Genomic DNA, 23,933 nt, shown 5'->3' with positions numbered 1-23,933 from the left:
ATGACTCTCCTCACGCACGCGCGCTACTGCGACGAGATCCTCGCCCAGACCGACCGGTTGGGCGCGCTGGTCAGGGGCGCGGACCTGACCCTGCGCGTCCCCACCTGCCCCGACTGGAACCTGCGCGAACTCGTCGTCCACGTCGGCGGCGCGCACCGCTGGGCCGGTGAGATCGTCCGCAGCCGGGCCGCCGACGCGATCCCCGACGACCAGGTCCCGGACGCCGCGGGGCCGGCCGGCGACGACCCGGCCACTCTGGCGGAATGGCTGACGGCGGGCGCCGTCGCGACCGTGGACGCCCTGCGCGAGGCGGGCCCCGACACCGAGGTCTGGACCTGGGGGTGGGAGCGCCGGACCGCCTTCTGGGCCCGGCGCATGGCCCACGAGACCGCCGTCCACGGCGCGGACGCGGCCCTCGCCGTGGGGACGGCCGTCGAGGTCGCACCCGGCCTGGCCGCCGACACGATCACCGAGTGGCTCCAGATCGTCGCCTCCGCCCAGGCACAGGGCGACCCGGAAGCAGCCGAACTGCGCGGTGGAGGGCGGTCCTTGCACCTGCACGCCACGGATGTCCCCGGCGCGGAGTGGCTCATCGAATTCGGCGAGGAGGGCTTCACCTGGCGCCACGCCCACGAGAAGGCGACCGTGGCCCTCCGCGGCCCGCTGACCGCTCTGATGCTGGCGTTCAACCGCAGGCAGAAGCCGGACGAGGGCGGACTGGAGGTCCTGGGGGACCGGGGGCTGCTGGACTTCTGGCTGGAGAGGTCGTCCTTCGGCTGAGAGGCCCGGACACGCGAGTGGCCCCCACCCGGAAGGGCGGGGGCCACTCGCGTCTCGGACCGCTCAGCCGCGCTGGATGCCCGTGGTGTCCTGGAGGACGCCACGACGGCCGTCCTGCGTCTGGGCGATGAGCCCGGGGCCGCGCTGCTCGACCGCGAGGTACCACGTACCCGGCGCGAGCTCCGCGATCGGGTTGGGGGAGCCGTCCTCGCCGTACAGCGGGCGGGCCACCGGAACCGCGAACCAGAAGGGGGTGAAGTCACCGGCCGGTGCCGCACCACCCTGCGGAGCCTGCTGCGCGGCCTGCTGCTGGTGCTCCGGCTGTCCCTGCTGTGCGGGCTGTCCCTGCTGCCCCGGCTGGGCGCCGTACGGCTGGGGCTGGCCCGGCTGCGCGCCGAACGGCTGCTGGCCACCGGGGTAGCCGTAGCCCTGGCCGGGCTGCTGGCCGTACGCCGGCTGCACCTGCGCCGGGCGCGGAGCGCCCAGGAGGGGGGCCTGCAGCGCGGGAACCATCGGAGTGGCAACGGCGCCGCCGGCCAGCACGAGGGTCGCCAGCAGCCCGAGAATCAGGCCGGCGCCCGCGTCACCCGCGTCGATGATCGTCCAGAACATGGTCCACAGGGAGAACACGGTGAACGCGGCGCCGAACTGGCCGAGTTCGAAGCCGGCCACCTTGCGGCCCGGGATCGCGCGGCTGACGATCAGCAGCGCGGCGCCGATGATGCCGGCGAGGTAGATGCCCATCAGGACGGAGAGTGAGTCCCAGGCGTTCGCGCTGTAGCCCGAGCAGTCCACGCCCGAGGGGCAGTCGTAGCCGGAGAGGTCGAGGAAAGAGGCGACGAACAGCACGACCGCTGCTCCGATCACCACGCCGTCGCCTCGAGTGAGGGAGCGGATATTCACGTGAAGGTCCTTAGTCGGTCGTCTCGTCGGGGCGGTCGTCGATGCCGCCCGATCGGCGGGTTACGGCGCGAAGCTCGGGGGCGGCTCCCCATCGTACGGATGAATCTATCGTCTGCCCGGGCGGGTTGTGATGCTGCCCGGACCACGGACGGGCTATCCCCCCAAGGTCGCCACTATCACCGCAGAACTACCTCTTCAGATAGCTGCCGACGCCCTCGGCGATGCCGAGAGCGGCTTTCTGTCGCCAGCCCGAACTGGTGAGCAGGGCGGCGTCGTTCGGATCACGCATATTGCCGCATTCGATGAACACTTTGGGCACGGTCGACAGATTCAGGCCGCCGAGATCGTCACGGGTGTCCAGCCCGGTGTTGTCGCCGATGTAATTGGAAGGCGCGCTTCCGGTGACGCGTACGAAATTCCCGGCGATCCGTTCTCCGAGGTCACGCGAAGGGGCGACGATCTTCGCGGTGTCCGCGCCGTCCCCGTTCACCGCTGCGGGGAGAATGACGTGGAATCCACGGTTCCCGGTTGCGGAACCGTCCGCGTGGACCGAGACGACCGCGTCGGCCCGCTCCTTGTTGCCGATCCGTGCCCGCTCGTCGACGCACGGCCCGTAGGGGCGGTCGCCGTCCTGGGTGAGGACGACCTTCGCGCCCTGTTCCTCCAGCAGCGTGCGCAGCCGGCGGGAGACGTCGAGGGTGAACTCGGCCTCCGCGTAACCCGCGTCGGTCGCCGTGCCCGTGGTGTCGCACTCCTTGTGCCCGGTGCCGATGGCCACCTGGCTGTTGATCTCCCGGGTGTGATCGCGGTTGCCCGGGTTGTGACCGGGATCGATCACCACGGTCCGGCCGGTGAGCGGCCCCCGGCGCTCCGGGGAGGCGGACGGGGGCGCGGCCGGAGCGGAGGGCTGCGGGGCCGAGGGGGTGGACACGGCGGACCGCGACGCGCTCTCCGGTCCGGCCTTGGGGTCCTGCCCGCCGTCGCCCGCGCATCCCGCGGCGGTCAGACAGACGCCGGCCAGCGCCGCGGCGGCGAACACGGGCCCGCGACGGGGTGTGGGGGGAGGGAAATCTTCGTGACGCACGTCGCGATGCTATCCGTGGCCGTCAGATTCCCGTCCCCGTGCGCCGCAGGACGCGCAGCGAGTCCGTCACCGAGATCTCGGTGAACGCCCCCGAATCCAGGGCGCGTTGGTGGATGCGGTACGGGGCCTGGCCGCCGTCCGCCGGGTCAGGGAACACGTCGTGGATGACCAGGAGACCGCCGTCGGCGACCTTCGGGGCCCAGCCCTCGTAGTCGCCGTTCGCGTGTTCGTCGGTGTGGCCGCCGTCGATGAAGACCAGACCGAGCGCCCCGCCCCAGGCGCCCGCGACCTGCGGTGACCGTCCGACGAGAGCGATCACGTGCTCCTCCAGGCCCGCTTGGTGCAGGGTGCGCCGGAAGGTGGGCAGCGTGTCCATCAGGCCGGTCTCCGGGTCCACCACCGACGGGTCGTGGTACTCCCACCCGGGCTGCTGTTCCTCGCTGCCCCGGTGGTGGTCGACGGTGAGCGCGGTCAGCCCGGCGGCGCGGGCGGCGGCGGCCAGCAGGATCGTGGACCGCCCGCAGTAGGTGCCCACCTCCAGGAGCGGGAGTCCGAGCGCGGCTGCCTCGATGGCGGCGGCGTACAGGGCGAGCCCTTCGTGGACCGGCATGAAGCCCTTGGCCGCCTCGAAGGCGGCGAGAATCTCCGGGTCGGGACGGGCGGACGACTCGGCGGCCACGGGGTTCCTCCTGGTGGGGCGGTGGATCGGACGGCGTCCCATCGTGCCGTACGCCCCCGCCGTGGGGATCGGCGGGGGCGTACGGGTGGGGTGGGCCCGGGTCGGGGCCCCTGGCAGGGCCGCCGGGTCAGGTCAGCAGCTCTGCCAGAGCCGGGTCATGACCCGGACGCCGAAGCGCAGGCCCTCCAGCGGGACGCGTTCGTCCACGCCGTGGAAGAGCCGGCCGTAGTCCAGGTCGTGCGGGAGCTTCAGCCCCTTGAAGCCGAAGCAGCGGATGCCCAGGTGGCTGAACGCCTTGGCGTCGGTGCCGCCGGGGTTGCAGTAGGGGACTGGGTGGCCGTCCGGGTCCTCCGCGCGGACCGCGTCACACATCGCGTCGACCAGCGGCCCGTCGAACGTCGTCTCCATCGCGATGTCGTGGTTGACCCACTCGCGGCTCACGGACGGCAGCAGCAGCCGGTCGATCGTGTCGATCAGCTCCTGCTCGTGGCCGGGCAGGAAACGGCCGTCGACACGGGCGGTCGCCTTCCCGGGGATCACGTTGGTCTGATAACCCGCCGTGAACATGGTGGGGTTGGCGGAGTTGCGGAGCACCACCTGCATGAAGTCCGCGACCGGCCCCAGCCGGGACAGGGTGCCCTCGATGTCGTCCTCGTCGAACTCCACACCGTAGAGGCGCGCCGCCTCCTCCAGCAGGGCGCGGACCGGTTCGATCAGCCGGACCGGGAACGTCTCGCGGCCGATCCGGGTGAGGGACTCGGCGAGGTCGGTGACGGCGTTCTCGTCGTTGGGCGAGGAGCCGTGGCCGGCCCGGCCGGTGGCGGTGAGCTCCATCCACGCCATGCCGCGCTGGGCGTTCTCGATCGGGTAGAGCCGCCGGGTGTCGTCGATCGCGAAGGAGAAGCCGCCCCCCTCGCCGATCGCCTCCGTGACCCCGGAGAAGAGCTCGGGACGGTGCTCGACCAGCCAGTGCGCGCCGAACTTCCCGCCGGCCTCCTCGTCGGCGAGGAAGGCGAGGACCAGGTCGCGGGCCGGCCGCGTACCGGTGCGGGCGAAGTGCCGGGCGGTGGCCAGCATGACCGCGACCGTGTCCTTCATGTCGATCGCGCCGCGCCCCCAGAGGTAGCCGTCCCGGATCTCGCCGGAGAACGGCGGCACCTGCCACTCGGAGGCGTCGGCGGGTACGACGTCGAGGTGGCCGTGGACCAGCAGGGCTCCCCGCGAGGTGTCGGCGCCGGCGACGCGCGCGATGACGTTGGCCCGGCCGGGGGCCGACTCGACCAGTACGGATTCGATGCCCACCTCGGCGAGCCTGGCCACCACCCAGTCCGCCGCGGCACGCTCGTCGCTCGTCGGGTTGGAGGTGTCGAAGCGGATCAGCTCGGCACAGAGACCGACGACCTCCTCCTGGGCCTCCTCGGACGCGGGGACGATGCTCATGCTGCTCCTGTCGGGGTGGTGACGTGGGCGGCGGCGGGTGCGGGGGTGTGCGCGTCGTCGTCCAGGGCGGAGGTTCCGTACGGCCTGATCCAGCCCAGCAGGCCGAGTACGCAGTACAGGAGGAAGGCGGTGGCCAGCGAGTTGAGGGCGGGGATCCCGCCGTCGTAGAACTTGCCGACGCAGAAGGCGGCGAGCCAGATGGCCAGGGACATCGGCACCCAGGTGGGGGAGGTCGAGGGCAGGGTCTGCGCCTCGCGGGTCTCGTCCAGGGGCCGCCGCATCCGCTTCACGACCCAGTACTCGGCGACGATGATGCCGCCGATCGGCGGGATCATCACGCCCAGCAGGGAGAGGAACTCCGTGAAGTGGGTCATGATGCCGACCGCGGAGAGGAGCGTGCCCGCGACTCCGAGGGCGACGGTGACGACGCCCCGGTGCAGCCGCTTGCCGAAGACGACCTGGAAGAAGTTGACGACGCCGAGCGAGGAGCCGTACAGGTTCCAGTCGTTGATCTTGGCGGTGGACATCAGGACCACGATCACGCCGAACGCGCCCGAGGTGGAGAGCACGATGTGCGAGACCTCGCTGGACTTCACCAGGTGGCCGAGGAGCACACCGACCATGCCGACGATGTACTCGGAGAGGATCATCGAGGAGGCGCTCTGCACGAAGACGTGCGAGCTCTTCCTGTTGTAGCGGGTCATCTCGGGCGAGACGATCGCGCCGGTCATGTAGCCGCCGGCGATCGCGGTGGCGGCCACCGCCAGCGGGATCGTCTCACCGGGCGGCGGCGAGCTGATCAGGTCGCCGAGCGGGTGGTCGTTCAGCGTGGTGATCACCGACCAGGCGACCATGCCGAAGAAGAGCGGGGTGACGATCTTCGCGAAGAGCGCCATGTAGTGGAAGCCGAAGATCACCAGGGCGGTGATGGCGACGCCCGCGATGACGCACCACATCCAGGACGGGCCGCCGACGAGCGCCGAGACGCTGTCGCCGAAGATCGTGTTCTGGACGCCGAACCAGCCGACCAGGCTGACCGCGATGACGAAGCTGACCAGTGCCGAACCGTTTCTGCCGAAGCCCACCCACCGGGTCAGCATCGGAGTCGCCAGGCCCTCCCGCATCCCCGCCATACCGATCGCGAAGATCACGATCTCCAGAATCACCGCGCCGAGCGTGAAGGCGAGGAACGCGTCCCCGAAGGTCATGCCCACACCGATGGTGGCACCGAGCGTGAACTGCGAGATCGAGCCGGACTGGGCGAGCCACTGCAGGAGCATCGACCAGAAGCCGAAGCGCTTGTCGCGCGGCACCCGGGAGAGCGAGTAGTCGTCGCTGCCGATGGCCTTGGTCTCGGGGGCCGTGGCGGCGGCCCGGCTGTCGGATGCCATCAGGACTCCTGGGTGGTGCGGCCGAAGGTCTGCAGGTGAGCCAGCGACCCGTAGCGGCTGACGAGGTTGTCGAACTCCACCGCGTCGTGGAAGTCCAGGGTTCCGGCGCCGAAGGCCTTGGCGACCTCGACGGCGTACCGGGCGGCGGACGCGATGTCCGTCTCGTGGCTCGCGCCCGTCTGGCAGCCCGGCACCGCGGCGGCCGAGGTGACGGCCAGACCGACGACCGGAGCCGCGGTCGCGGTGGAGGGCTGCAGGATCGAATTGATGTGGTGTGCACCGTTACCGTACGGGGTGATGTCCTGGGTGGTCACGGGGTACGTGACCAACGGCTCACCGGTCACCACGGCGAGCAGCTCACCGAGCTGCTCCGACACCCGGAGCACCCAGCCCTCCTTGACGGTGGGCGAGAGGGCCAGGCCCTTGTGGTTGATGATCCGGTTGCCCTTGGTGGTGTCGATGGAGAGCACGGCCTCCATCTCGCCGGTCACCTCGTGCCGGTTCATCGTGGCGATGTCCACCGGGGACCCCATGAACGGAACCGGGTCGTGCGGCTCGGTCGGAGCGTTCGGGCAGATGTGCGTGGCGACGATCACGTCGCCGGGCAGCGCGTCGCCCCTGCGGCGCATGTCCAGCAGCTTGGCGGCCGTGGCGAGCGCCGAGGCCGCGCCGTCGGCGTCGGACACGAGCCCGGTCACCTCCGGCCGGGCGCCGACGCCGCCGAGCCGGCCGACCACACCGAGGGTCCGGGCGCTGCCGCCCGAGGCGCGCCCCCGGGTGCCCGGGATGCGGACGAGTACGAAGTCCGTCGCCCCCCGGTCGCCGGTGACCGTCGTGACCTCGGCCGCCGAGCCGGCGGCCCCGGCGACGGAGTCGAGGTATCCGGCGACGGACTTGCCGCTGACCTGCGGGTCGTCCAGCAGCTCGACGATGTCCAGTACGTACTTGAGCATGGGGGGCCTTTCTCAGGAGCGGGACACCCGCCCGGCGCCTCTGGGCCTCTCGTTTTTGATCAGGCCGGACGCGGGGCGGGGTGCTGGAGCAACATTCGGGATCCGCTACCGTGGAACGCAATGCTTTCCCGTTATCTGCAATTCAGGTCTGAATGGTGAGATGCTGATGGCCGACTCCGATCCGGACCGCCGGACCCCCGCCGGGGCGCTGCAGACCGTCGACCGGGCGCTCCTGGTGCTGCTCGCCTTCGAGCGGACCCGGCCCGACTGGGGTGTCACCGAGGTCGCCGAGGAGTTCGGCTGGGACACCTCGGTCGCCCAGCGCCTGCTGGCCACGCTCGCGGGCCGCGGCTTCCTGGTGTCCGACCCGGTCACCCGCCGCTACCGCATCGGCCCGGCCGTGCTGCGGCTCGGCCGGCTCTGGGAGCGCTCGGGGTCACTGGAGCTGCTGGCCGGCCCGGTGCTGGAGGAGCTCCGCCGGACCACCGGCGACACCGTCCTGTTCTGTCTGCCGGACAACTTCCACATGCGGTGCGTGGCGGCAGAGGAGGGCGAGACCGGGCCGCTGCGCTACTACCCGCTGGTCGGGGAGCTCTACCCGGCGCACGCCGGGGCCACCAGCAAGTCCTTCTACGCCCACCTGCCGGACGACCAGCGCCACCGCCTCTTCCGTGGCCGGCCCATGGCGCGGTTCACCGACCGGACCGTCACCGACCCGGATCTGCTGGAGAAGGAGTTCATGAAGGTCCGCGCCCAGGGGTACGCCTGGACCGTCGGTGAGTACGACACCGGCATCGCCACCGTCGCCGTGCCGGTCTTCCTGAGGCGCGAGCCCTACGGCAGCCTCAGCCTCGGCGGGGGCGAGGACCGCTTCGGGGGCGCGCCCGAGGACCGGCTCGAAGCCCTGCGCCACGCCGCCCACGCGCTGGAGCAGCGGCTCACCCACCCGCCCCAGCGGCCGAAGTCCCGCGCGGGCCGGCCCCGTACCGCCTGACCCGGCTCCCCCTACCGCACGAGGATCCACGTGAATCTGCTGCTTCTGTCCAACTCCACCCAGTACGGCCGCGGTTATCTGGAACACGCCCTGGACACCGTCACCGCGTTCCTGCCGGCGAACGCGCGGCTGGCCTTCGTGCCGTACGCGCTGGCCGCCCACGACGCGTACACCGCACGGGTCCGCGCGGCCCTGGAGCCGTCCGGGATCCGCGTGCGCGGCGTCCACGAGAGCGACGACCCCCTCGCCGAACTCGCCTCCTCGGACGCCGTGTTCATCGGCGGAGGTAACTCCTTCCGGCTCCTCGACGCCCTGTACCGCACCGGGCTGCGCGAGGCTGTGCGGGACGCCGCACGGGACGGGCTGCCCTACATGGGTGCCAGCGCGGGCACCAACATGGCCGCGCCGACCCTGCGGACCTCCAACGACATGCCCATCGTGCAGCCGCCGTCCTTCGAGGCGCTGGGCCTGGTCCCGTTCCAGATCAACCCGCACTACCTGGACCCCGACCCGGACAGCACCCACAAGGGCGAGACCCGCGAGGAGCGGCTCACCGAATTCCTCGAGGAGAACGACGTCCCCGTGCTCGGACTGCGCGAAGGCTCCTGGCTCCGTGTCCAGGACGGTACGGCGGCGGTCCAGGGCGCACGGCCCGCACGGCTGTTCACGCGCGGTGTCCGGCCGCAGGAGCTCGCGGCCGGAACCGATGTGTCCCGGCTGCTGGCTACGGAGCCGAGGTTCGACGCCCCGGCGCGCTGACCGGCGCCGCCACGGGGGCGGACTCCGCCGCGGCGAGCGCGTCGCCCGCGCTGCTGGCGAGCAGCACCGGACGCGCCTTCCGCTGGGCCGGCAGGAACGCCGCCAGCACGAGGCCGATCAGCACCGCCCCCGTGGCGATCATGAACGAGGTCCGGAAGCCCTCCATGGTGGGGACGTCCACCGAGCCCATCCGGACCGAGGTGTTCGCCAGCACCATGCCGATCACCGCACTGGACATCGAGGTGCCGATCGACCGCATCAGCGTGTTCAGACCGTTGGCCGCCCCCGTCTCCGACGCGTCGACCGCGCCGATGATCAGAGCGGGCAGCGAGGAGTACGCCAGCCCGATCCCCGCCCCGAGCACCACCGCGATGACCACGGTCTGCCAGGCCGCGCTCATCAGGCCGAGCCCAGCCCCGTAACCGACAGCGATGACCAGCATCCCCAGGATCAGGGTGGTCTTGGGCCCGCGGCGGGCGGAGAGCCGTGCGTACAGGGGGGCGACGAACATCATGGTGAGGCCCAGCGGCGCCACGCAGAGCCCCGCGACCACCATGGACTGCCCCAGGCCGTAACCCGTCGAGGCGGGCAGCTGGAGCAACTGCGGCAGGACCAGGGAGACGGCGTAGAAGGCGACTCCGACCATGATCGAGACCAGGTTGGTGAGCAGCACCTCGCGGCGGGAGCTGGTACGGAGATCGACCAGCGGCGCCGGGGAGCGCAGCTCGAACAGGCCCCACAGCAGCAGGACCACCAGGGACGCGGCGATCAGACCGAGCGTCAGCGGGGAGGTCCAGCCCCAGTCGCTGCCCTTGGTCACCGGCAGCAGCAGGCAGACCAGGCCGAGCGAGAGGCCCAGTGCGCCGACGAGGTCGAAGCTGCCCGGCGCGCGCAGCGGGGGTTCCGGCACGACGAGGACGGTCAGGGTCATGGCCAGCACGCCCAGACCGGCCGACGCGAGGAACAGCGCGTGCCAGTCGGCGTGCTGGGCGACGATCGCGGCGGCGGGCAGCGCGAGTCCGCCGCCCACGCCTATGGACGAGCTCATCAGGGCCATCGCGGAACCGAGCTTCTCGCGCGGCAGCACGTCGCGCATGATGCCGATCCCCAGCGGGATGGCACCCATGGCGAAGCCCTGGAGCGCCCGGCCGATGATCATGATCACGAGGTTGTCGGTGGACGCGCAGATCAGCGAACCCACCACCATCACGGCGAGGCTGGCCAGCAGCATCCGCCGCTTGCCGTACAGATCACCGAGCCGCCCCATGATCGGGGTCGCGACGGCCCCGGCGAGCAGGGTGGCCGTCATGACCCACGTCGCGTTCGCCGGATCGGTGCCGAGCAGGGACGGCAGGTCCTTGATGACGGGGACGAGCAGGGTCTGCATCACCGCGACGGTGATCCCCGCGAACGCGAGTACGGGTACGACGCCGCCGCCCTTGCCCCTGCGCGGGCCGGGGAGATTCCCGGCTCGCTGTCCGTTCGTCGTCCGTTGCATACGTGGGGCCTCCGGGCAGGGGAAGAAGCAGAAGATCGAGCGGGGCGGAGCATGCGGCGGCGCGCCGACGGGCAGCGCCGGCCGCCAAGTGTGTGCATGTTGAACACTTCCTTGTGCCTGCGATATTCCGGTGAACGCGACGTAAAAACAGGGAAGTCGGCGGAGGACCTACGCCAGGAGGCGGAGAGGAGAAGGGACCGAAGGGGGGCCCGAAACCGATGTACGGGGCACGAGTGGCCTGCGAGTATGACGCCCATGGTTGACGTCTTCCCGCCCGCACAGCCGCCCGCCCGCTCGAGAACCCGCACCTGGGCCGTGGTCGCGGCTGCCTGCACCGGTCAGTTCCTGGTCGTCCTCGACGTGTCCGTCGTCAATGTGGCACTGCCGTCCATGCGCACCGGCCTGGGCCTCAGCGGACCCGGACTCCAGTGGGTCGTCAACGCCTACTCGATCGCCTTCGCCGGCTTCATGCTGCTCGGAGGCCGGGCCGCCGACATATACGGCCGCAAGAGGATGTTCCTGACCGGGCTCGCCCTCTTCACCGCCGCCTCGCTGGCCGGCGGACTCGCACAGGAGGGCTGGCAGCTCCTCGCCGCCCGGGCGGGGCAGGGGCTCGGCGCCGCCGTCCTGTCCCCGGCGACCCTCACGATCCTCACCGCCGCCGTCCCCGAAGGCCCCGCACGGTCCAGGGCGATCGGCACCTGGATGGCCGTCGGCGCGGGCGGCGGCGCGGCCGGCGGACTGATCGGCGGGGTGCTCACCGACCTCCTCTCCTGGCGGTGGGTGCTGCTCATCAACGTGCCGGTCGGCGTCCTCGTCATCGCCGGCGCCGCGGTGTGGCTGGCCGAGGGCAGGGCGGGCGACCGCCGCCGCGTGGACCTGCCCGGCGCGGTACTCGTCACGGCGGGCCTGGCGACGACGGCGTACGGCATCGTGCAGACCGAGGCCGCAGGCTGGGCCGCCGCCTCCACGCTGGTGCCCCTCCTGGGCGGACTGGGACTGCTCGCCGTCTTCGTCCTGGTGGAGGCAAGGACGGCCGCGCCGCTGATGCCGCTGCGGGTGCTCGGAGTCCGCGCCGTCTCGGCGGCCAACGTGTCGATGCTGCTGCTGGGTTCGGCGACGTTCGGCATGTGGTACTTCATGACCGTCTACGCCCAGAACGTGCTGGGCTACACGCCGCTGGAGGCCGGGTTCGCCCTCGTGCCGAGCTCCGCCGCCGTCTTCATCGGCGCGAAGGCCGCGCCCGCGCTCATGGCGCGGGCCGGGGCCAAACCCCTGGCCGTGGCCGGAACCCTGGTCGCCGCCGCCGGCTTCGGCTGGCAGTCCACCATGGGTGTGCACGGCTCCTACCTCACCGCGGTCTGCCTCCCCGGCGTCCTGATGATGGCCGGCGCCGGGCTGGCCTCCACCCCGCTGGCCACGCTCGCCACCTCCGGTGCGGCACCCGCCGACGCCGGACTCGTCTCCGGGCTGGTCAACACCTCCCGAACCATGGGCGGCGCGCTGGGTCTCGCCGTGCTCTCCACGGTCGCGGCGGCCCGTACGGCGGGTTCGACGGAGGCGGCGGAGATCACGGCAGGATACGCGACGGCCTTCCGCACGTCCGCCGTGGTGCTGGTGTGCGGGGCGGCGATGATGCTGCTCTGGCTGCCGGGCCGCCGGGACGGTCGCACCGGACGTCCGGGCACGCGGGCCGGCGGCCGACCCGGGAAGGAGCCCACGCCGACGGCGCTGCACTCCCCGGAGGGCTGAACCGCCTGGAGCCAGCCCTCCTGACGTGCCGCGCGCATCGCCTCCATGCGGTTGCGGGTGCCCGTCTTGCCGATGGCCGAGGAGAGGTAGTTCCGGACCGTGGACTCCGACAGGCTCAGCCTCGCGGCGATGTCGGCGACCGTCGCCCCGTCCACCGAGGCGTTCAGGGCGTCCTGCTCCCGTGGGGTCAGCGGGTTCGGGCCCGCGCCCAGGGCCGCGGCGTCATGGCGACGACGACGCTACGGACCGGGGCGCTCCCGCGGCAGGGGCGTGTGTACGGACTGCGCGATGAAATGTCCTGGGTGTGCGGCTTCGGTAGCGGGGAGCGGCCGCCGTGACGCCAGGAGCCGTCGCAGCCGGGCGGCTGCGACGGCTCCCGTGTGCTGTGCGGAGTGGTTCAGGCCGCCGCGCTGCCACCTCCTTCGGAGGGACGGCGGTGACGGCCGTGCGGCTGCGCGGTCACGCTCTCCGCAGATGCGCCTCCTCGGTGCTTTCCGTAGCCGCCGGCTTCGGCCCGTTCCGCGTCCGCCTCGGGCGGACGCGTCTGGGTCGTGTCGGTCCGGACTTCAGACATGTGGGAAGTCTCCCCGTTGCAATCGCTTACGTGTGTGTCGCAGCCCGCCGCCGCCCCGGCGCGGTCACCGTCGGAGTCCGCACGGAACGGCTGCGCGGCCCGGAGCCGAGTTTATCCAGGTGCCGTACGCCCGTTGAGAGGTGCCTGCCCCAGTGGAACGGGCGTGCACACCCCGCGGGCCGGGGTGGCGCCGGACGTGTCCGTTCCGGGTGCGACGGCCGGGTGAGGCTCGTCGACCGGAGCCTCCAGCAACGCCACGGCGCACGGCGCGCCCTCCTGGGAGTACGGCAGGTGCAGCACCCCTTCCCGGGTCCAGTAACCGGATCCGGCCAGCCACCCGCCGGGCGCCGCGAACTGGTGCAGCCGGCGCCCCGCCGGACGCCACAGCCCCACCCAGCTGCCCGCCGCCCCGTCGATCCGCAGAGCCACCGCGCAGCTCTCCGGCATCAGCATCTGGCCGGGCTGCACGGCGAACGGCGTCAGAGTTCCCTCCGGTGCGCGCAGGCACTCCGGGAAACGCATGGGGAGACAGCTGCCGAGCACGCCCCAGCCGAGCCGGTCGCTGCCCGGCGCGTCCGACCGGACCAGCAGCAGGCCGCTGTCCGCGTCGGCCATCAGCAGCCGGTCGTTGCTCTCCGGCGCGATCTGCAGCAGCGGGGTCTCTTCCCCGCCGCGCCCCAGGTCGACGACGACCGCCTTCACGGGCCCGCCGCCCGGCATCCGCCGGTCCAGGGCCAGCAGCCGGCCTTCGTGGTCGAGCCAGACGCCGCCCGAACAGCGCCCCGGGACCTCGGCGACACGCTCGGGGCCGAACGTGCCGCCCGCCACCAGCCAGACGCCGGTGGAGCGTTCACCGGGGAGGAGGGCGTAGGCGCTCATGCCGTCCGGTGACGGAGGGAGGAGCGTGAGCTCCGGGCAGTCGAGGGCGCCCAGCGAGACCTCGCCCGTGCCCGGCCCGGTCGGGTAGAGGAGGGAGAACGAGTGCGTGCGGGGTTCCACCTCCCGCCGGATCAGGACCCGCCCGTCCGAGAGCGGCAGTACGTCGGACGAGGCGTCCTCCGGCCGGTCCAGCGGGAGAGGCACGGCGTAGGGCTCGGGGCCGTCCAGCGTCCAGCGCTCGGGGAACCAGCCCGGCCCGGCGGCTTCTCCGGCCGGGGTGAGCCGCGCCGCGTACGTGTGGTCGGCGGCGAGCGTGAGCACGGGCGGCACGAGGCGCGAGGGCGTCCGGGGGAGGGGCGCTTCCGCACGCTCCACGGGGGACGCGGCGTGCGCGGGAGGTGTGGCCGGGCCGGGGGGAGCGGGCGGCCCGGACGGTTCCGGCGGTACGGAGGGGGCGGGCGGCCCGGACGGCTCCGGCGATCCGGTGGGCGTCACAGCCCCTTCGGGGCCGGTCCGCACCCCGCCCGGGTCGGCGTCCCCGGCCGGCGTACCCGCTCCGGCCGGCTCGCCGTCCTCGTCCGCGCCGCCCGTGCCGAGGGTCACCACGGGCCCGGCCGGCCCCTCGGGGTCAGCGGCCTCGGGTGCGGGCCCGGCTGCCGCGGTGGTCCTCGCGGCTCCGGCGGTCTCGTCCTCGATGGCACAGGCAGTCATGGTCCGGTCACCTCCGGCAACCGAAGCTAGGTTTCGCACTCCCCACCGGACAACACGAGCCACGCCACTTCACACATAAGGGTGTCGATGTCCCTGTTCGCCTGCGAAGCCGGGGGCGGCTGTGCTGCATCTTCCCTGCGGTCTAAGGTGAGCCTTCCCTAATAATTTCCTGTGCATGTCCCGAACTGGAGCAGAACATGTCCTTCAGACGCCGCGGCACCGCCGCGATCGGTCTCGCGGTGGCGGCCGCCCTCTCCCTCACGGCGTGCGGCGGCGACGACACGGCCGGCGGCGCGGCGGGCGGCGACACGGGCGGCGACAAGAAGGCGGCCGTCGCCACGGGCGGCAAGGACTTCGCCGACGCGGCGAAGAAGACGGCGGCGTACGGGACCGACGCCGAAGCCGGTGAGTTCCCCCGCACACTCACCCACGCCATGGGCAGCACGAAGCTCGAAGCCGCCCCGAAGCGCGTGGTCGTGCTGGACGTCGGCGAGTTCGACAACGTCGTCTCGCTCGGTGTGAAGCCCGTCGGCTACGCCCCCTCCGAGGGGGACGAAGCCATTCCGTCCTACCTGAGGAAGGAGGCGGGGAACCCGGCGAGCGTCGGGACGATCAACAGCCTCAACCTGGAGGCGATCGCCGGCCTGAAGCCGGACCTGATCCTCGGCAGCCAGCTGCGCGCCGCGGACAAGTATGACGAGCTCTCGAAGATCGCGCCGACCGTGTTCTCCATCCGCCCGGGGTTCACCTGGAAGGAGAACTACCTCCTGAACGCCGCCGCACTCGACAGGACCGCGAAGGCGGAGTCCGAGCTCGCGGCCTACGAGGCGAAGGCGAAGAAGCTCGGCGCGGACATCGGCCCGGACAAGCCGACCGTCTCCATGGTCCGCTACATGCCGGACAAGATCCGGCTCTACGCCAAGGCCTCCTTCATCGGTACGATCCTTCAGGACGTGGGCCTGCCGCGGCCGGAGAACCAGCGGATCGACGACCTGGCCACGGAGATCAGCTCCGAGAACATGGACCAGGCGGACGCCGACTGGATCTTCACCGGTGTCTACGGCGACGCCAAGGCCACCGAGCGCGACACCGCCCGCGCCAACCCGCTGTGGAAGAACCTCGCCGCGGTGAAGGCCGGTCAGGCCAAGGACGTCTCCGACGAGACCTGGTACCTGGGCCTCGGAGTCACCTCCGCGAACCTGGTCCTCGACGACCTCCGCGCCGACCTCGTCAAGTGACGGCGTACGACCTCGTCAAGTGACGGCGTACGGCCGCGTCGCGTGACGGCGTACGGCCTCGTCACGACGGAGCGCGGCCTCGCCCGGTAACGATTCGCCCCTGGCAGCCGGTCCCGCAGTGCGGGCCCCGGCCGCCAGGGGCGCCGGGCCACGGCGGACAGGTAGCCTTTCCCACGTGCCCCGTCTGTCTGAAGTCATCGCCGAGCTCGACGCCCTCTGGCCTCCCGAGCGGGCCGAAGGATGGGACGCCGTCGGCACGGTCTGCGGTGATCCCGCAGCGGAGATCGACCGGGTCCTCTTCGCCGTCGACCCCGTCGAGCAGATCGCCGACGAGGCCGGCACCCTCGGCGCCCAGCTGATCGTCACCCACCACCCGCTCTATCTGCGCGGTACGACGACGGTCGCGGCCTCCACCTTCAAGGGCCGGGTCGTGCACGGGCTCATCAAGCACGACATCGCCCTGCACGTCGCGCACACCAACGCCGACACCGCCGATCCCGGGGTGTCCGACGCCCTCGCGGGCGCCCTCGACCTGCGGGTCACCGGCCCCCTCGTGCCGGATGCCACCGACGCCGGTGGGCGCCGAGGACTCGGCCGGATCTGCGAGCTCGACCACCCCGAGACCCTCCGCGACTTCGCCGCCCGCGCGGCCGCCAGGCTGCCCGCCACCGCGCAGGGCGTCCGGCTGGCCGGCGACCCCGACGCCCTCGTGCGCAGGGTCGCGGTGAGCGGCGGCTCCGGCGACAGCCTCTTCGACGCCGTACGCGCCGCCGGGGTGGACGCCTTCCTCACCGCGGACCTGCGCCACCACCCGGCCTCCGAGGCCGTCCAGCACTCGCCGCTCGGTCTCGTCGACGCGGCACACTGGGCCACCGAATGGCCCTGGTGCGAGCAGGCCGCCGCGCAGCTCGACGCAATTTCCGACCGCCACGGATGGGACCTGCGGGTCCATGTCTCGAAGCAGGTCACCGACCCCTGGACCACCCACCACTCTTCTGGAGCCCCCAACTGAACGCCGCGCCCGCCGACCAGATCCGACTCCTCGAAGTCCAGGCACTCGACGTACGTCTGTCGCAGCTCTCCCACAAGCGCACCTCGCTGCCCGAGCACGCCGAGCTCGAGTCGCTCAACAGCGACCTCGCGCAGCTCCGCGACCTGCTCGTCGCCTCGCAGACCGAGGAGAGCGACACCACCCGCGAGCAGACCAAGGCGGAGCAGGACGTCGACCAGGTGCGCCAGCGCGCCGTCCGCGACCAGCAGCGGCTCGACTCCGGCGCGGTCTCCTCGCCGAAGGACCTGGAGAGCCTCCAGCGTGAGATCACCTCGCTGGCCAAGCGCCAGGGTGACCTGGAGGACGTCGTCCTCGAGATCATGGAGCGCCGCGAGTCCGCCCAGGAGCGCGTCGCCGAACTGACCGAGCGCGTGAGCGCGGTGCAGGCAAAGGTCGACGACGCGACCGCCCGCCGGGACGCGGCCTCCCAGGAGCTCGACTCCGAGACCGCCACCGTGGCCAAGGACCGCGAGGTCGTCGCGGGTGCCGTCCCCGCCGACCTGCTCAAGCTGTACGACAAGCTGCGCGCCCAGCAGGGCGGCGTCGGCGCCGCACGGCTCTACCAGCGCCGCTGCGAGGGCTGCCGCCTGGAGCTGAACATCACCGAGGTCAACGACGTGAAGGCCGCGTCCCCCGACACCGTGCTGCGCTGCGAGAACTGCCACCGCATCCTCGTACGCACCTCGGAGTCGGGCCTGTAATGTCCGCTCCCCGCCAGCTGGTCGTCGAGGCCGACGGAGGCTCCCGGGGCAACCCGGGACCCGCGGGTTACGGCGCTGTCGTCGTCGACCCGGCCGACGCCCAGACCCTCGCCGAGAAGGCCGAGTACATCGGCGTCGCGACGAACAACGTCGCCGAGTACAGGGGCCTGATCGCCGGCCTGAGGGCGGTGAAGGAGCTCTTCCCGGACACGGACGTGCAGGTCCGTGTCCGGATGGACTCCAAGCTGGTGGTCGAGCAGATGTCGGGCCGCTGGAAGATCAAGCACCCCGACATGAAGCCGCTCGCCGAGGAGGCCGGGCGTGTCCTCCCGGCCTCCTCGGTCACGTACGAGTGGATCCCCCGCGCGGAGAACAAGCACGCCGACCGGCTCGCCAACGAGGCGATGGACGCGGGCAAACGGGGCGAGCAGTGGGATCCCGCGGCCTCGACGGCGGACGTGGAGACGGTGCGCACGCTGGTCGTCCCGGACCCGCCGCCCCGGTCGGGACCGCCCGGTGACGCCGCCGCGGGCGCGGCGAAGGTCCGCGCCGCCATGGCGGCAGCCCGCCCCTCGGAGGCCGCTCCGCGGAGCGCGCCCACGACGCCGCAGGTGGGCTGGGGGAGTGCACCCGACCTGGGCGCGCCCGCCACGTTCATCCTGCTGCGGCACGGTGAGACGGCCCTGACCCCCGAGAAGCGGTTCTCGGGGAGCGGCGGCAGCGACCCGGAGCTGTCGGAGACCGGCCGCCGCCAGGCCGCGTGCGCGGCGGAGGCGTTCGCCGCGCGGGGCACGGTCCAGGAGGTCGTGAGCTCCCCGATGCGGCGCTGCCGTGAGACGGCGGAGGCCGTGGCGGCCAGGCTCGGCCTTCAGGTCCGTATCGAGGAGGGCCTGCGCGAGACGGACTTCGGGGTCTGGGAGGGGCTCACCTTCGGTGAGGTGCGGGAGCGTTACGCATCCGACCTCACCACCTGGCTGGCGTCCCCCGACGCGGCGCCCACGGGCGGCGGCGAGAGCTTCGCCGAGGTGGCGGAGCGGGTGTCCGCGACGCGCGACCGGCTGATCGCGCGTCTCGCGGGCCGCACGGCGCTCCTGGTCACGCACGTCACCCCGATCAAGACCCTGGTCCGGCTCGCGCTGGGCGCACCGCCCGAGTCGCTGTTCCGCATGGAGCTCTCGCCCGCGTCCGTCTCGACGGTGGCGTACTACGCGGACGGGAACCCGTCGCTGAGGCTCCTCAACGACACCTCACACCTGCGGTAGCGGATCAACGGCCGCCGAGCGCGGACGCCTCGGCGGCCAGCCGCTCCACACGCGCCCAGTCCTTGGCCGCCACCGCGTCCCCCGGGACCATCCAACTGCCGCCGACACAGCCCACGTTGGGCAGTGCCAGATACGACGGTGCGGAGGCGAGCGAGACACCGCCCGTCGGGCAGAACCGGGCCTGGGGGAGCGGCGACGCCAGTGCCTTCAGATAGGCGGTGCCGCCCGCGGCCTCGGCGGGGAAGAACTTCATCTCCGTGACCCCGCGCTCCAGCAGCGCGACCACCTCGGACGTCGTGGAGACGCCCGGAAGGAACGGCACACCCGACGCCTTCATCGCGTCCAGCAGGGCGTCCGTCCAGCCGGGGCTGACCAGGAAGCGTGCTCCGGCCGCGACGGTCGCGGTCACGTGCGCCGGGGAGATCACCGTGCCCGCGCCGACCACGGCGTCGGGTACCTCCGAGGCGATCGCCCGGATCGAGTCGAGGGCGGCGGCCGTCCGCAGCGTTACCTCGATCGCGGGCAGCCCACCGGCCACGAGCGCGCGCGCCAGCGGCACCGCGTCGGCCGCGTCCTCCAGCACGACGACGGGGACGACGGGGGCGAGGTCCAGGACGGAAGCGGACACGGCGGCGGGCACGGAGGAGGTCATGGGGCCATCCTGCCGCGAGAACCGCACACTGCGCAACGCACGTTGCGCATGTTGCAACGCAGTGTCGGTCCGGCTGCGCGGATCAGTGAATCTCGGTGACCACCACGTCGAGCGCCCACGGCCGGCCCGCCCGCTCCGGAGCCCGCGCCTCCACCACGTAGCCGAGGTCACGCACCGCCTCCACCAGCTCCGCCGGGTCCTTGGGGTCGGCCCCGGCCAGCAGCAGATCGCGGACCATCCGGCCCTTCGTCGCCTTGTTGAAGTGGCTGACCACGGACCGCTTCTCCACCCCGTCCACCAGCTGGGACTGGAGCACCCGCACGCTCGCCGTGCGCTCCGCGACCTCGCCCGAGGGCTTCCACGCCGCGGCGTACGCGGACGAGCGCAGATCCAGGACCAGCCCTTCCCCGGCCGCCTCCGGCATCACCGACGCCATCGGGGCACGCCAGTACGCGTTCAGGGCCCCCAGCCCCGGCAGCTTCACCCCCATCGAGCAGCGGTAGGACGGGATCCGGTCACCCACCCGCACCGCGCCCCACAGACCGGAGAACACCAGCAGCGACTTCCCCGCCCGCCGCTTGGCCGCCGCGTCCAGCGAGGCCAGGCCGAGGGCGTCGTACAGCACCCCGGTGTAGATCTGCCCGGCCGGCCGTGTCCCGGCCGTGCGCAGCTCCGCGTTCTTCGCGATCTCGCCGCGCAGTCCCTCGCTCAGGCCCAGCACCTCACGGGCCTTCTCCTCGTCCGCCGTCGACAGCTCGACCAGCTCGTCGAGGACCGCGGCCCGCGCGTCGGCGAGGCCCGGCAGGGACAGGGACTCCGGCTTCAGCGGTGCCCCGCGCCCCGAAGCGGCCTTACCTTCGGAGGGCGGCAACAGCACGAGCACGGGGGTTCTCCTTCACACGCGGCACAGGGCTCCGCGGCGCGTGGGAGCCCCCGGCAAGGGTACGGGCCGGCCCACCCGGAGCCCGCCCCGGAGACCGGTATGCCGAGCCCCTCGCCCCGGCCTACGCTCGATGGCATCGACCGTTACGCCGCCGAGCTGTGCCTCGCCGCCGCCGCCGGAGGGCAGCCGCCCGAATGGGTGCTCCGCGCGCTGCGGGTCCGCCTCACCCAGGCCGATCCCGGCTCGTCGAAGGTGCTGTTCGCGCCCGAGTGAGGACGTCTTGTCCCCCTCTCGTACGATCAGTCCTCTGCTGCGGACCGCGTAGCGACTCCGTACCAGGGAAGGTCTCCCGCGTGACTGACCTCGCCACCGTCCCCACGGCCGGCAGACCCCGGCAGATCATCGCCGCCGCGCGCGTCCTGCTGGAGGCGGAGGGCCCCGAAGCGCTCACCATGCGCCGGCTGGCGGACCGGGTGGGCGTCAAGGCGCCGTCCCTGTACAAGCACTTCCCGGACAAGTCCTCCGTCGTGGCGGCGCTGGCCACCGAGATGCTCCGGGAGACCGCCGGGGTGCTGGCGGCAGCCGAGGCGGCGGCCCCGGGCTCCTTCTCCGCGCTCGCCACGGCGTACCGCACCTACGCCCTGGCCCACCCGCACCTCTACCTCCTCACCATGGGCCGCACCCTCCCCGCCGCGGCGGCGGCGGACGTGGCGGCGGCCCCGCTGCTGCGTGCCGCCGGGGGCGACGAGGACCGGGCCAGGGCGGCCTGGGCCTTCGCCCACGGCATGGTGGTCCTGGAGCTCAACGGCCGCTTCCCTCCGGGCGCCGACCTCTCGGCGGCCTGGGAGGCCGGCATCGCGGCCTTCACCCCCGCCCCCGCCGGGTAGCATGGTCACCACGGCAGACGAGCCGGGCGGACGGCCGCGTGAGGATCCCCGGATCCTCCCGAGGAACGTCCGGGCTCCACAGGGCAGGGTGATGGCTAACGGCCACCCGGGGTGACCCGCGGGACAGTGCCACAGAAAACAGACCGCCGGGGACCTCGGTCCCCGGTAAGGGTGAAACGGTGGTGTAAGAGACCACCAGCGCCTGAGGCGACTCAGGCGGCTAGGTAAACCCCACCCGGAGCAAGGTCAAGAGGGAGCACCCCGGTGCTCCTGCGCGAACGTCCGAGGGCTGCCCGCCCGAGTTCGCGGGTAGACCGCACGAGGCCGGCAGCAATGCCGGTCCTAGATGGATGGCCGTCTCCCCGGCCGCCGCGAGGCGACCGGGCGACAGAACCCGGCGTACAGCCCGACTCGTCTGCCGCCACCTGCGGTTGTACAACTGAGCGCTTCCCGGCCCCGGGTCGAAGCAGCCTCAACCGTGTCGGGCGGCGGCAGCGCCTCCGAGCTGCCACATTTCATAGTTCCCGCATTCCGCTGTGGTCTCGGCCATCGCCTGGGCCGCGGTGAGGAAGTCATCGACCACCGGCGAGGTGCGCGATGCCGCCACCGCCAGGCAGACCTGGTCGGGCGCCAGGTCCGGGATGGGCACATAGCTGATGTCCGGATGTGAGTAGAACACGGTCGCCGAACGGGCCAGGAACGAGATGCCCCGGCCGGCCGCGACATGCTCGAGGGTCTCGTCCACCCCGCGCACCAGGTACCCGGCGTCAGGATGCGGGCGCCTGGTGGGCTGCGTGCTCGGGTCGGCGTGCCAGACCAGCGGTTCGCCGGCCAGGTCGGCCTCCGTGACCTCCTTCTCGCCGGCCAGCCGGTGGCCGGCGGGCAGTACCGCCACCCGCGGCTCGGTGTACAGCGGGGTGACGCGCAGGCCGGTCCCGTCGATGGGCAGCCGCACATAGCCGACGTCGATGCGGCCGTCGAGCAGCATCGCGGCCTGGTCACCCCATTCGATCCGCTGTACGTCCACGACCACGTCCGGGTGCCGGGCCTCGAACGCCCGCGCCGCCGGGATGACCGCGATGCCTGCCCGGAAGCCGACCGTCAGCCGCCGGCTGCCACGCGCGGCCTCGGTCACCCGGCGGCGGACCGCGTGCGCGGAGGCGAGCAGCGGACCGGCGTCGGCCAGCAGTTGCCGGCCCGCGTCGGTCAGCGCTACGCCGTGGCGATCCCTGACGAACAGTGAGGCGCCGAGATCCTGTTCGAGCGCGCGGATCTGCCGACTGAGCACCGGCTGTGCGACCGTTCCCGAGCTGATCGCCGCCGGGCACGAGGTCACCGGCCTGGCCCGCTCGGACAGTGCCGCGGCGGCGCTGTCCGCGCTCGGTGCGAAGGTGCGCCGCGGCGGGCTCCAGGATCTCGACGGGCTCATGGAGGCGGCCGCGGACTCCGATGGCGTCATCCATGTCGCCCACAGGCAGGACCTGCTTCCCACCGGCGGGATCGACGCCGTGGCCGCCGCGGAGCTCTCGGTCGTGCTCGCGTACGGCGAGGCACTGGCCGGCACCGGAAAGCCGCTCGTCGCAGCGGGGAGCATCGGCTCGCCCGGACAGCACCTGGGCCGGCCGGCCACCGAGGAGGACCCGGCGCTTCCCGGCGGGGACGAGTACAAGGGCACCCTGCGGGCTCGTAACGTCGTGGAAACCGCCGTGGTCGGCCTCGCCGAGCGGGGAGTGCGGTCCTCGGTCGTGCGGATCGCCAACATCGCGCACAGCACGACCGACCGCACCGGTTTCCTCCCCACGCTGATCGCCCTCGCGAAGGAGAAGGGCGTCGCCGGCTACCCCGGTGACGGCGCGAACCTGTGGAACGCCGTGCACACCCGCGATGTCGTCTCCTTGTTCCGCTCGGCGCTGGAGAAGGGGCCGGCCGGCAGGTACTGGCACGCGGTGGGGGACGGGGCCATCCCGTTCCGCGAGATCGCGGAGGCCATCGGCAGCCGTCTGGGCCTGCCCGCCGTGAGTATTCCCGAGGACGTACTGATGGTTCCGGGATACTTCGGATTCCTCGCCAACATGGTCACGCAGAATTATCCGGCGTCCAGCCTCATCACCCGTCGGACCCTCGGCTGGGAACCCGCTCGGCCCGGCCTGCTCGCCGATCTGGACAACGGGCACTACTTCTCCGCCGGCTGACGGCAGGAATCCGAATCGCGACGAGGCCGGCACATGGCAAGGGTTCGCGTCTTCCGGAGGGGCGCCGAAAATATGACGACTGTGAGGCGTGACCGTTCCTCGAACGGCGGACTGGCCGTCAGCCGGGGAGCGGCGCGCCCCGAGCACCCGACTGGTGTTCGCGCAGGGCGATGCGTGCGAACTTCGTGAGCATCACCCCGTTGCGGACACCGACGACGTAGTCCACGGGCAGGCCGTGCATACGCGTGCCGGGGCCGCGGAGCGGGTGCCAGTCCAGTTGGAAGAGGGTGTGGTCGGCCCAGGGGATCAGGTGCATCGCGATGCGGGCCGCGCCGAAGGGATCCGCCTTCGCCTCCAGCTCCAGACGGCGCTCCGGCTCGCAGATACGGACGACACACGTGTCGTCGAGCACGAAGGGGCCCGCGCCGACGCGGACCTTCAGTCGCGCGCCCACTTCCGGCCAGTGGGGGTCGGCGGAGAGGATCTGCCGCGTTCCGCTCACCCACTCCCTGTAGCGGTAGCCATCGGAGAGAAGCCGCCAGACCTCGGAGGGCGGGGCCGGAATCAGACGGCGGGCCCGAGCCATACGGATCACTCCACTTCAGAGAACGGACGCGCCCTGCGGCTCCCCGGAGACGGGTGCACGGCGTCGTCCCGGAAGCCGCGGACG

General features: G+C 72.3%; 23 protein-coding genes, 1 other RNA gene and 1 pseudogene. 12 read left to right on the top strand and 13 right to left on the bottom strand.

Annotation, left to right across the window (positions count from 1 at the left end):
• Positions 1-780, top strand: coding sequence for a maleylpyruvate isomerase family mycothiol-dependent enzyme (locus AB0P41_RS01070; RefSeq protein WP_365929291.1), 780 nt, complete (start codon positions 1-3; stop codon positions 778-780).
• Between the two features lie 63 nt (positions 781-843).
• On the opposite strand, the gene AB0P41_RS01065 is transcribed toward AB0P41_RS01070, so the two are convergent.
• From AB0P41_RS01065 to AB0P41_RS01040, 6 genes are all read right to left on the bottom strand, one after another.
• Positions 844-1,683: a hypothetical protein gene (locus AB0P41_RS01065; RefSeq protein ID WP_365929289.1), complete on the bottom strand. Its 840-nt coding sequence runs from the start codon at positions 1,681-1,683 to the stop codon at positions 844-846.
• 187 nt (positions 1,684-1,870) lie between these two features.
• Positions 1,871-2,767 (bottom strand): N-acetylmuramoyl-L-alanine amidase, encoded by an 897-nt coding sequence (locus AB0P41_RS01060; protein WP_365929287.1) that lies wholly within the window; start codon positions 2,765-2,767, stop codon positions 1,871-1,873.
• Positions 2,768-2,789: 22 nt separating this feature from the next.
• Complete coding sequence (locus AB0P41_RS01055) at positions 2,790-3,446, bottom strand: class I SAM-dependent methyltransferase (protein WP_365929285.1); 657 nt, start codon at positions 3,444-3,446, stop codon at positions 2,790-2,792.
• 132 nt (positions 3,447-3,578) lie between these two features.
• Positions 3,579-4,886 (bottom strand): M20/M25/M40 family metallo-hydrolase, encoded by a 1,308-nt coding sequence (locus AB0P41_RS01050; protein ID WP_356707475.1) that lies wholly within the window; start codon positions 4,884-4,886, stop codon positions 3,579-3,581.
• Positions 4,883-6,277, bottom strand: a complete 1,395-nt coding sequence (locus AB0P41_RS01045; protein WP_365929283.1) for a cytosine permease — start codon at positions 6,275-6,277, stop codon at positions 4,883-4,885. Before AB0P41_RS01045 ends, AB0P41_RS01050 begins: the two co-directional genes overlap by 4 nt.
• Positions 6,277-7,230 carry a DUF1177 domain-containing protein gene (locus AB0P41_RS01040; protein ID WP_356707473.1) on the bottom strand — a complete coding sequence of 318 codons (954 nt, stop codon included), beginning with the start codon at positions 7,228-7,230 and terminating at the stop codon, positions 6,277-6,279. The genes AB0P41_RS01045 and AB0P41_RS01040 overlap by 1 nt, the downstream gene beginning before the upstream one ends.
• A 166-nt stretch (positions 7,231-7,396) precedes the next feature.
• Here AB0P41_RS01040 and AB0P41_RS01035 point away from each other — a divergent pair, with 166 nt between their 5' ends.
• Both AB0P41_RS01035 and pepE read left to right on the top strand, forming a co-directional pair.
• Positions 7,397-8,224, top strand: a complete 828-nt coding sequence (locus AB0P41_RS01035) for an IclR family transcriptional regulator (RefSeq protein WP_356707472.1) — start codon at positions 7,397-7,399, stop codon at positions 8,222-8,224.
• A gap of 30 nt (positions 8,225-8,254) precedes the next feature.
• A complete protein-coding gene (gene pepE, locus AB0P41_RS01030; RefSeq protein WP_365929281.1) occupies positions 8,255-8,983 on the top strand; it encodes a dipeptidase PepE in 729 nt (242 codons plus the stop codon).
• On the opposite strand, the gene AB0P41_RS01025 is transcribed toward pepE, so the two are convergent.
• Complete coding sequence (locus AB0P41_RS01025) at positions 8,949-10,481, bottom strand: MFS transporter (RefSeq protein ID WP_365929279.1); 1,533 nt, start codon at positions 10,479-10,481, stop codon at positions 8,949-8,951. The two genes, pepE and AB0P41_RS01025, sit on opposite strands and share 35 nt — an antisense overlap.
• Before the next feature lie 246 nt (positions 10,482-10,727).
• Between AB0P41_RS01025 and AB0P41_RS01020 the strand changes: the two genes are divergently transcribed.
• Positions 10,728-12,233, top strand: a complete 1,506-nt coding sequence (locus AB0P41_RS01020; protein ID WP_365929277.1) for an MFS transporter — start codon at positions 10,728-10,730, stop codon at positions 12,231-12,233.
• 8 nt (positions 12,234-12,241) lie between these two features.
• Here the strand turns inward: AB0P41_RS01020 and AB0P41_RS01015 are convergent.
• Both AB0P41_RS01015 and AB0P41_RS01010 read right to left on the bottom strand, forming a co-directional pair.
• Positions 12,242-12,454, bottom strand: a pseudogene (locus tag AB0P41_RS01015) (LuxR C-terminal-related transcriptional regulator); the annotation flags it as partial.
• 464 nt (positions 12,455-12,918) lie between these two features.
• The gene (locus tag AB0P41_RS01010; RefSeq protein ID WP_365929275.1) at positions 12,919-14,397 is read right to left on the bottom strand and encodes a hypothetical protein; all 1,479 of its coding nucleotides are present in this window, start codon (positions 14,395-14,397) and stop codon (positions 12,919-12,921) included.
• A gap of 197 nt (positions 14,398-14,594) precedes the next feature.
• Here AB0P41_RS01010 and AB0P41_RS01005 point away from each other — a divergent pair, with 197 nt between their 5' ends.
• The 4 genes from AB0P41_RS01005 to AB0P41_RS00990 all read left to right on the top strand — a co-directional run bounded on the left by AB0P41_RS01005 (position 14,595) and on the right by AB0P41_RS00990 (position 18,649).
• Positions 14,595-15,635, top strand: coding sequence for an iron-siderophore ABC transporter substrate-binding protein (locus AB0P41_RS01005; protein ID WP_356707467.1), 1,041 nt, complete (start codon positions 14,595-14,597; stop codon positions 15,633-15,635).
• 175 nt (positions 15,636-15,810) lie between these two features.
• Positions 15,811-16,647: a Nif3-like dinuclear metal center hexameric protein gene (locus AB0P41_RS01000; RefSeq protein ID WP_365929273.1), complete on the top strand. Its 837-nt coding sequence runs from the start codon at positions 15,811-15,813 to the stop codon at positions 16,645-16,647.
• Positions 16,644-17,387 (top strand): C4-type zinc ribbon domain-containing protein, encoded by a 744-nt coding sequence (locus AB0P41_RS00995; protein WP_356707692.1) that lies wholly within the window; start codon positions 16,644-16,646, stop codon positions 17,385-17,387. The genes AB0P41_RS01000 and AB0P41_RS00995 overlap by 4 nt, the downstream gene beginning before the upstream one ends.
• Positions 17,387-18,649 (top strand): bifunctional RNase H/acid phosphatase, encoded by a 1,263-nt coding sequence (locus AB0P41_RS00990; protein WP_356707465.1) that lies wholly within the window; start codon positions 17,387-17,389, stop codon positions 18,647-18,649. Before AB0P41_RS00995 ends, AB0P41_RS00990 begins: the two co-directional genes overlap by 1 nt.
• Before the next feature lie 4 nt (positions 18,650-18,653).
• On the opposite strand, the gene eda is transcribed toward AB0P41_RS00990, so the two are convergent.
• Positions 18,654-19,301 carry a bifunctional 4-hydroxy-2-oxoglutarate aldolase/2-dehydro-3-deoxy-phosphogluconate aldolase gene (gene eda, locus AB0P41_RS00985; protein WP_365929271.1) on the bottom strand — a complete coding sequence of 216 codons (648 nt, stop codon included), beginning with the start codon at positions 19,299-19,301 and terminating at the stop codon, positions 18,654-18,656.
• Between the two features lie 82 nt (positions 19,302-19,383).
• The gene (yaaA, locus tag AB0P41_RS00980; RefSeq protein ID WP_356707463.1) at positions 19,384-20,184 is read right to left on the bottom strand and encodes a peroxide stress protein YaaA; all 801 of its coding nucleotides are present in this window, start codon (positions 20,182-20,184) and stop codon (positions 19,384-19,386) included.
• A gap of 99 nt (positions 20,185-20,283) precedes the next feature.
• Here yaaA and AB0P41_RS00975 point away from each other — a divergent pair, with 99 nt between their 5' ends.
• From AB0P41_RS00975 to rnpB, 3 genes are all read left to right on the top strand, one after another.
• Positions 20,284-20,457: a hypothetical protein gene (locus AB0P41_RS00975; protein ID WP_356707462.1), complete on the top strand. Its 174-nt coding sequence runs from the start codon at positions 20,284-20,286 to the stop codon at positions 20,455-20,457.
• An 80-nt stretch (positions 20,458-20,537) separates the two neighbouring features.
• On the top strand, positions 20,538-21,071 hold the full coding sequence (locus AB0P41_RS00970) for a TetR/AcrR family transcriptional regulator (protein WP_356707461.1): 534 nt from the start codon (positions 20,538-20,540) through the stop codon (positions 21,069-21,071).
• A gap of 18 nt (positions 21,072-21,089) precedes the next feature.
• Positions 21,090-21,489: RNase P RNA component class A (rnpB, locus tag AB0P41_RS00965), an RNA gene on the top strand.
• Between the two features lie 54 nt (positions 21,490-21,543).
• On the opposite strand, the gene AB0P41_RS00960 is transcribed toward rnpB, so the two are convergent.
• Complete coding sequence (locus AB0P41_RS00960) at positions 21,544-22,500, bottom strand: LysR substrate-binding domain-containing protein (protein WP_365929947.1); 957 nt, start codon at positions 22,498-22,500, stop codon at positions 21,544-21,546.
• Between AB0P41_RS00960 and AB0P41_RS00955 the strand changes: the two genes are divergently transcribed.
• Positions 22,382-23,263: an NAD-dependent epimerase/dehydratase family protein gene (locus AB0P41_RS00955; protein ID WP_365929945.1), complete on the top strand. Its 882-nt coding sequence runs from the start codon at positions 22,382-22,384 to the stop codon at positions 23,261-23,263. The genes AB0P41_RS00960 and AB0P41_RS00955 overlap by 119 nt on opposite strands.
• Positions 23,264-23,381: 118 nt before the next feature.
• On the opposite strand, the gene AB0P41_RS00950 is transcribed toward AB0P41_RS00955, so the two are convergent.
• On the bottom strand, positions 23,382-23,849 hold the full coding sequence (locus tag AB0P41_RS00950) for an SRPBCC family protein (protein ID WP_356707457.1): 468 nt from the start codon (positions 23,847-23,849) through the stop codon (positions 23,382-23,384).
• Between the last annotated feature and the right edge of the window lie 84 nt (positions 23,850-23,933).

The organism is Streptomyces sp. NPDC079167 (assembly GCF_040686735.1).
In the GTDB taxonomy this organism is placed as follows: Bacteria; Actinomycetota; Actinomycetes; order Streptomycetales; family Streptomycetaceae; genus Streptomyces.
The sequence above is the reverse complement of the archived record's forward strand: the minus strand, read 5'-3'. Positions and strand labels throughout refer to the sequence as shown.

Coding starts and splice junctions, on each gene's coding strand:
- AB0P41_RS01070 (WP_365929291.1), top strand. CDS start 1: ATGACTCTCCTCACGCACGCGCGCTACTGCGACGAGATCCTCGCCCAG.
- AB0P41_RS01050 (WP_356707475.1), bottom strand. CDS start 4,886: ATGAGCATCGTCCCCGCGTCCGAGGAGGCCCAGGAGGAGGTCGTCGGT.
- AB0P41_RS01045 (WP_365929283.1), bottom strand. CDS start 6,277: ATGGCATCCGACAGCCGGGCCGCCGCCACGGCCCCCGAGACCAAGGCC.
- AB0P41_RS01040 (WP_356707473.1), bottom strand. CDS start 7,230: ATGCTCAAGTACGTACTGGACATCGTCGAGCTGCTGGACGACCCGCAG.
- AB0P41_RS01035 (WP_356707472.1), top strand. CDS start 7,397: ATGGCCGACTCCGATCCGGACCGCCGGACCCCCGCCGGGGCGCTGCAG.
- AB0P41_RS01025 (WP_365929279.1), bottom strand. CDS start 10,481: ATGCAACGGACGACGAACGGACAGCGAGCCGGGAATCTCCCCGGCCCG.
- AB0P41_RS01020 (WP_365929277.1), top strand. CDS start 10,728: ATGACGCCCATGGTTGACGTCTTCCCGCCCGCACAGCCGCCCGCCCGC.
- AB0P41_RS01010 (WP_365929275.1), bottom strand. CDS start 14,397: ATGACTGCCTGTGCCATCGAGGACGAGACCGCCGGAGCCGCGAGGACC.
- AB0P41_RS01005 (WP_356707467.1), top strand. CDS start 14,595: ATGTCCTTCAGACGCCGCGGCACCGCCGCGATCGGTCTCGCGGTGGCG.
- AB0P41_RS00990 (WP_356707465.1), top strand. CDS start 17,387: ATGTCCGCTCCCCGCCAGCTGGTCGTCGAGGCCGACGGAGGCTCCCGG.
- eda (WP_365929271.1), bottom strand. CDS start 19,301: ATGACCTCCTCCGTGCCCGCCGCCGTGTCCGCTTCCGTCCTGGACCTC.
- AB0P41_RS00975 (WP_356707462.1), top strand. CDS start 20,284: ATGCCGAGCCCCTCGCCCCGGCCTACGCTCGATGGCATCGACCGTTAC.
- AB0P41_RS00960 (WP_365929947.1), bottom strand. CDS start 22,500: ATGAGCCCGTCGAGATCCTGGAGCCCGCCGCGGCGCACCTTCGCACCG.
- AB0P41_RS00950 (WP_356707457.1), bottom strand. CDS start 23,849: ATGGCTCGGGCCCGCCGTCTGATTCCGGCCCCGCCCTCCGAGGTCTGG.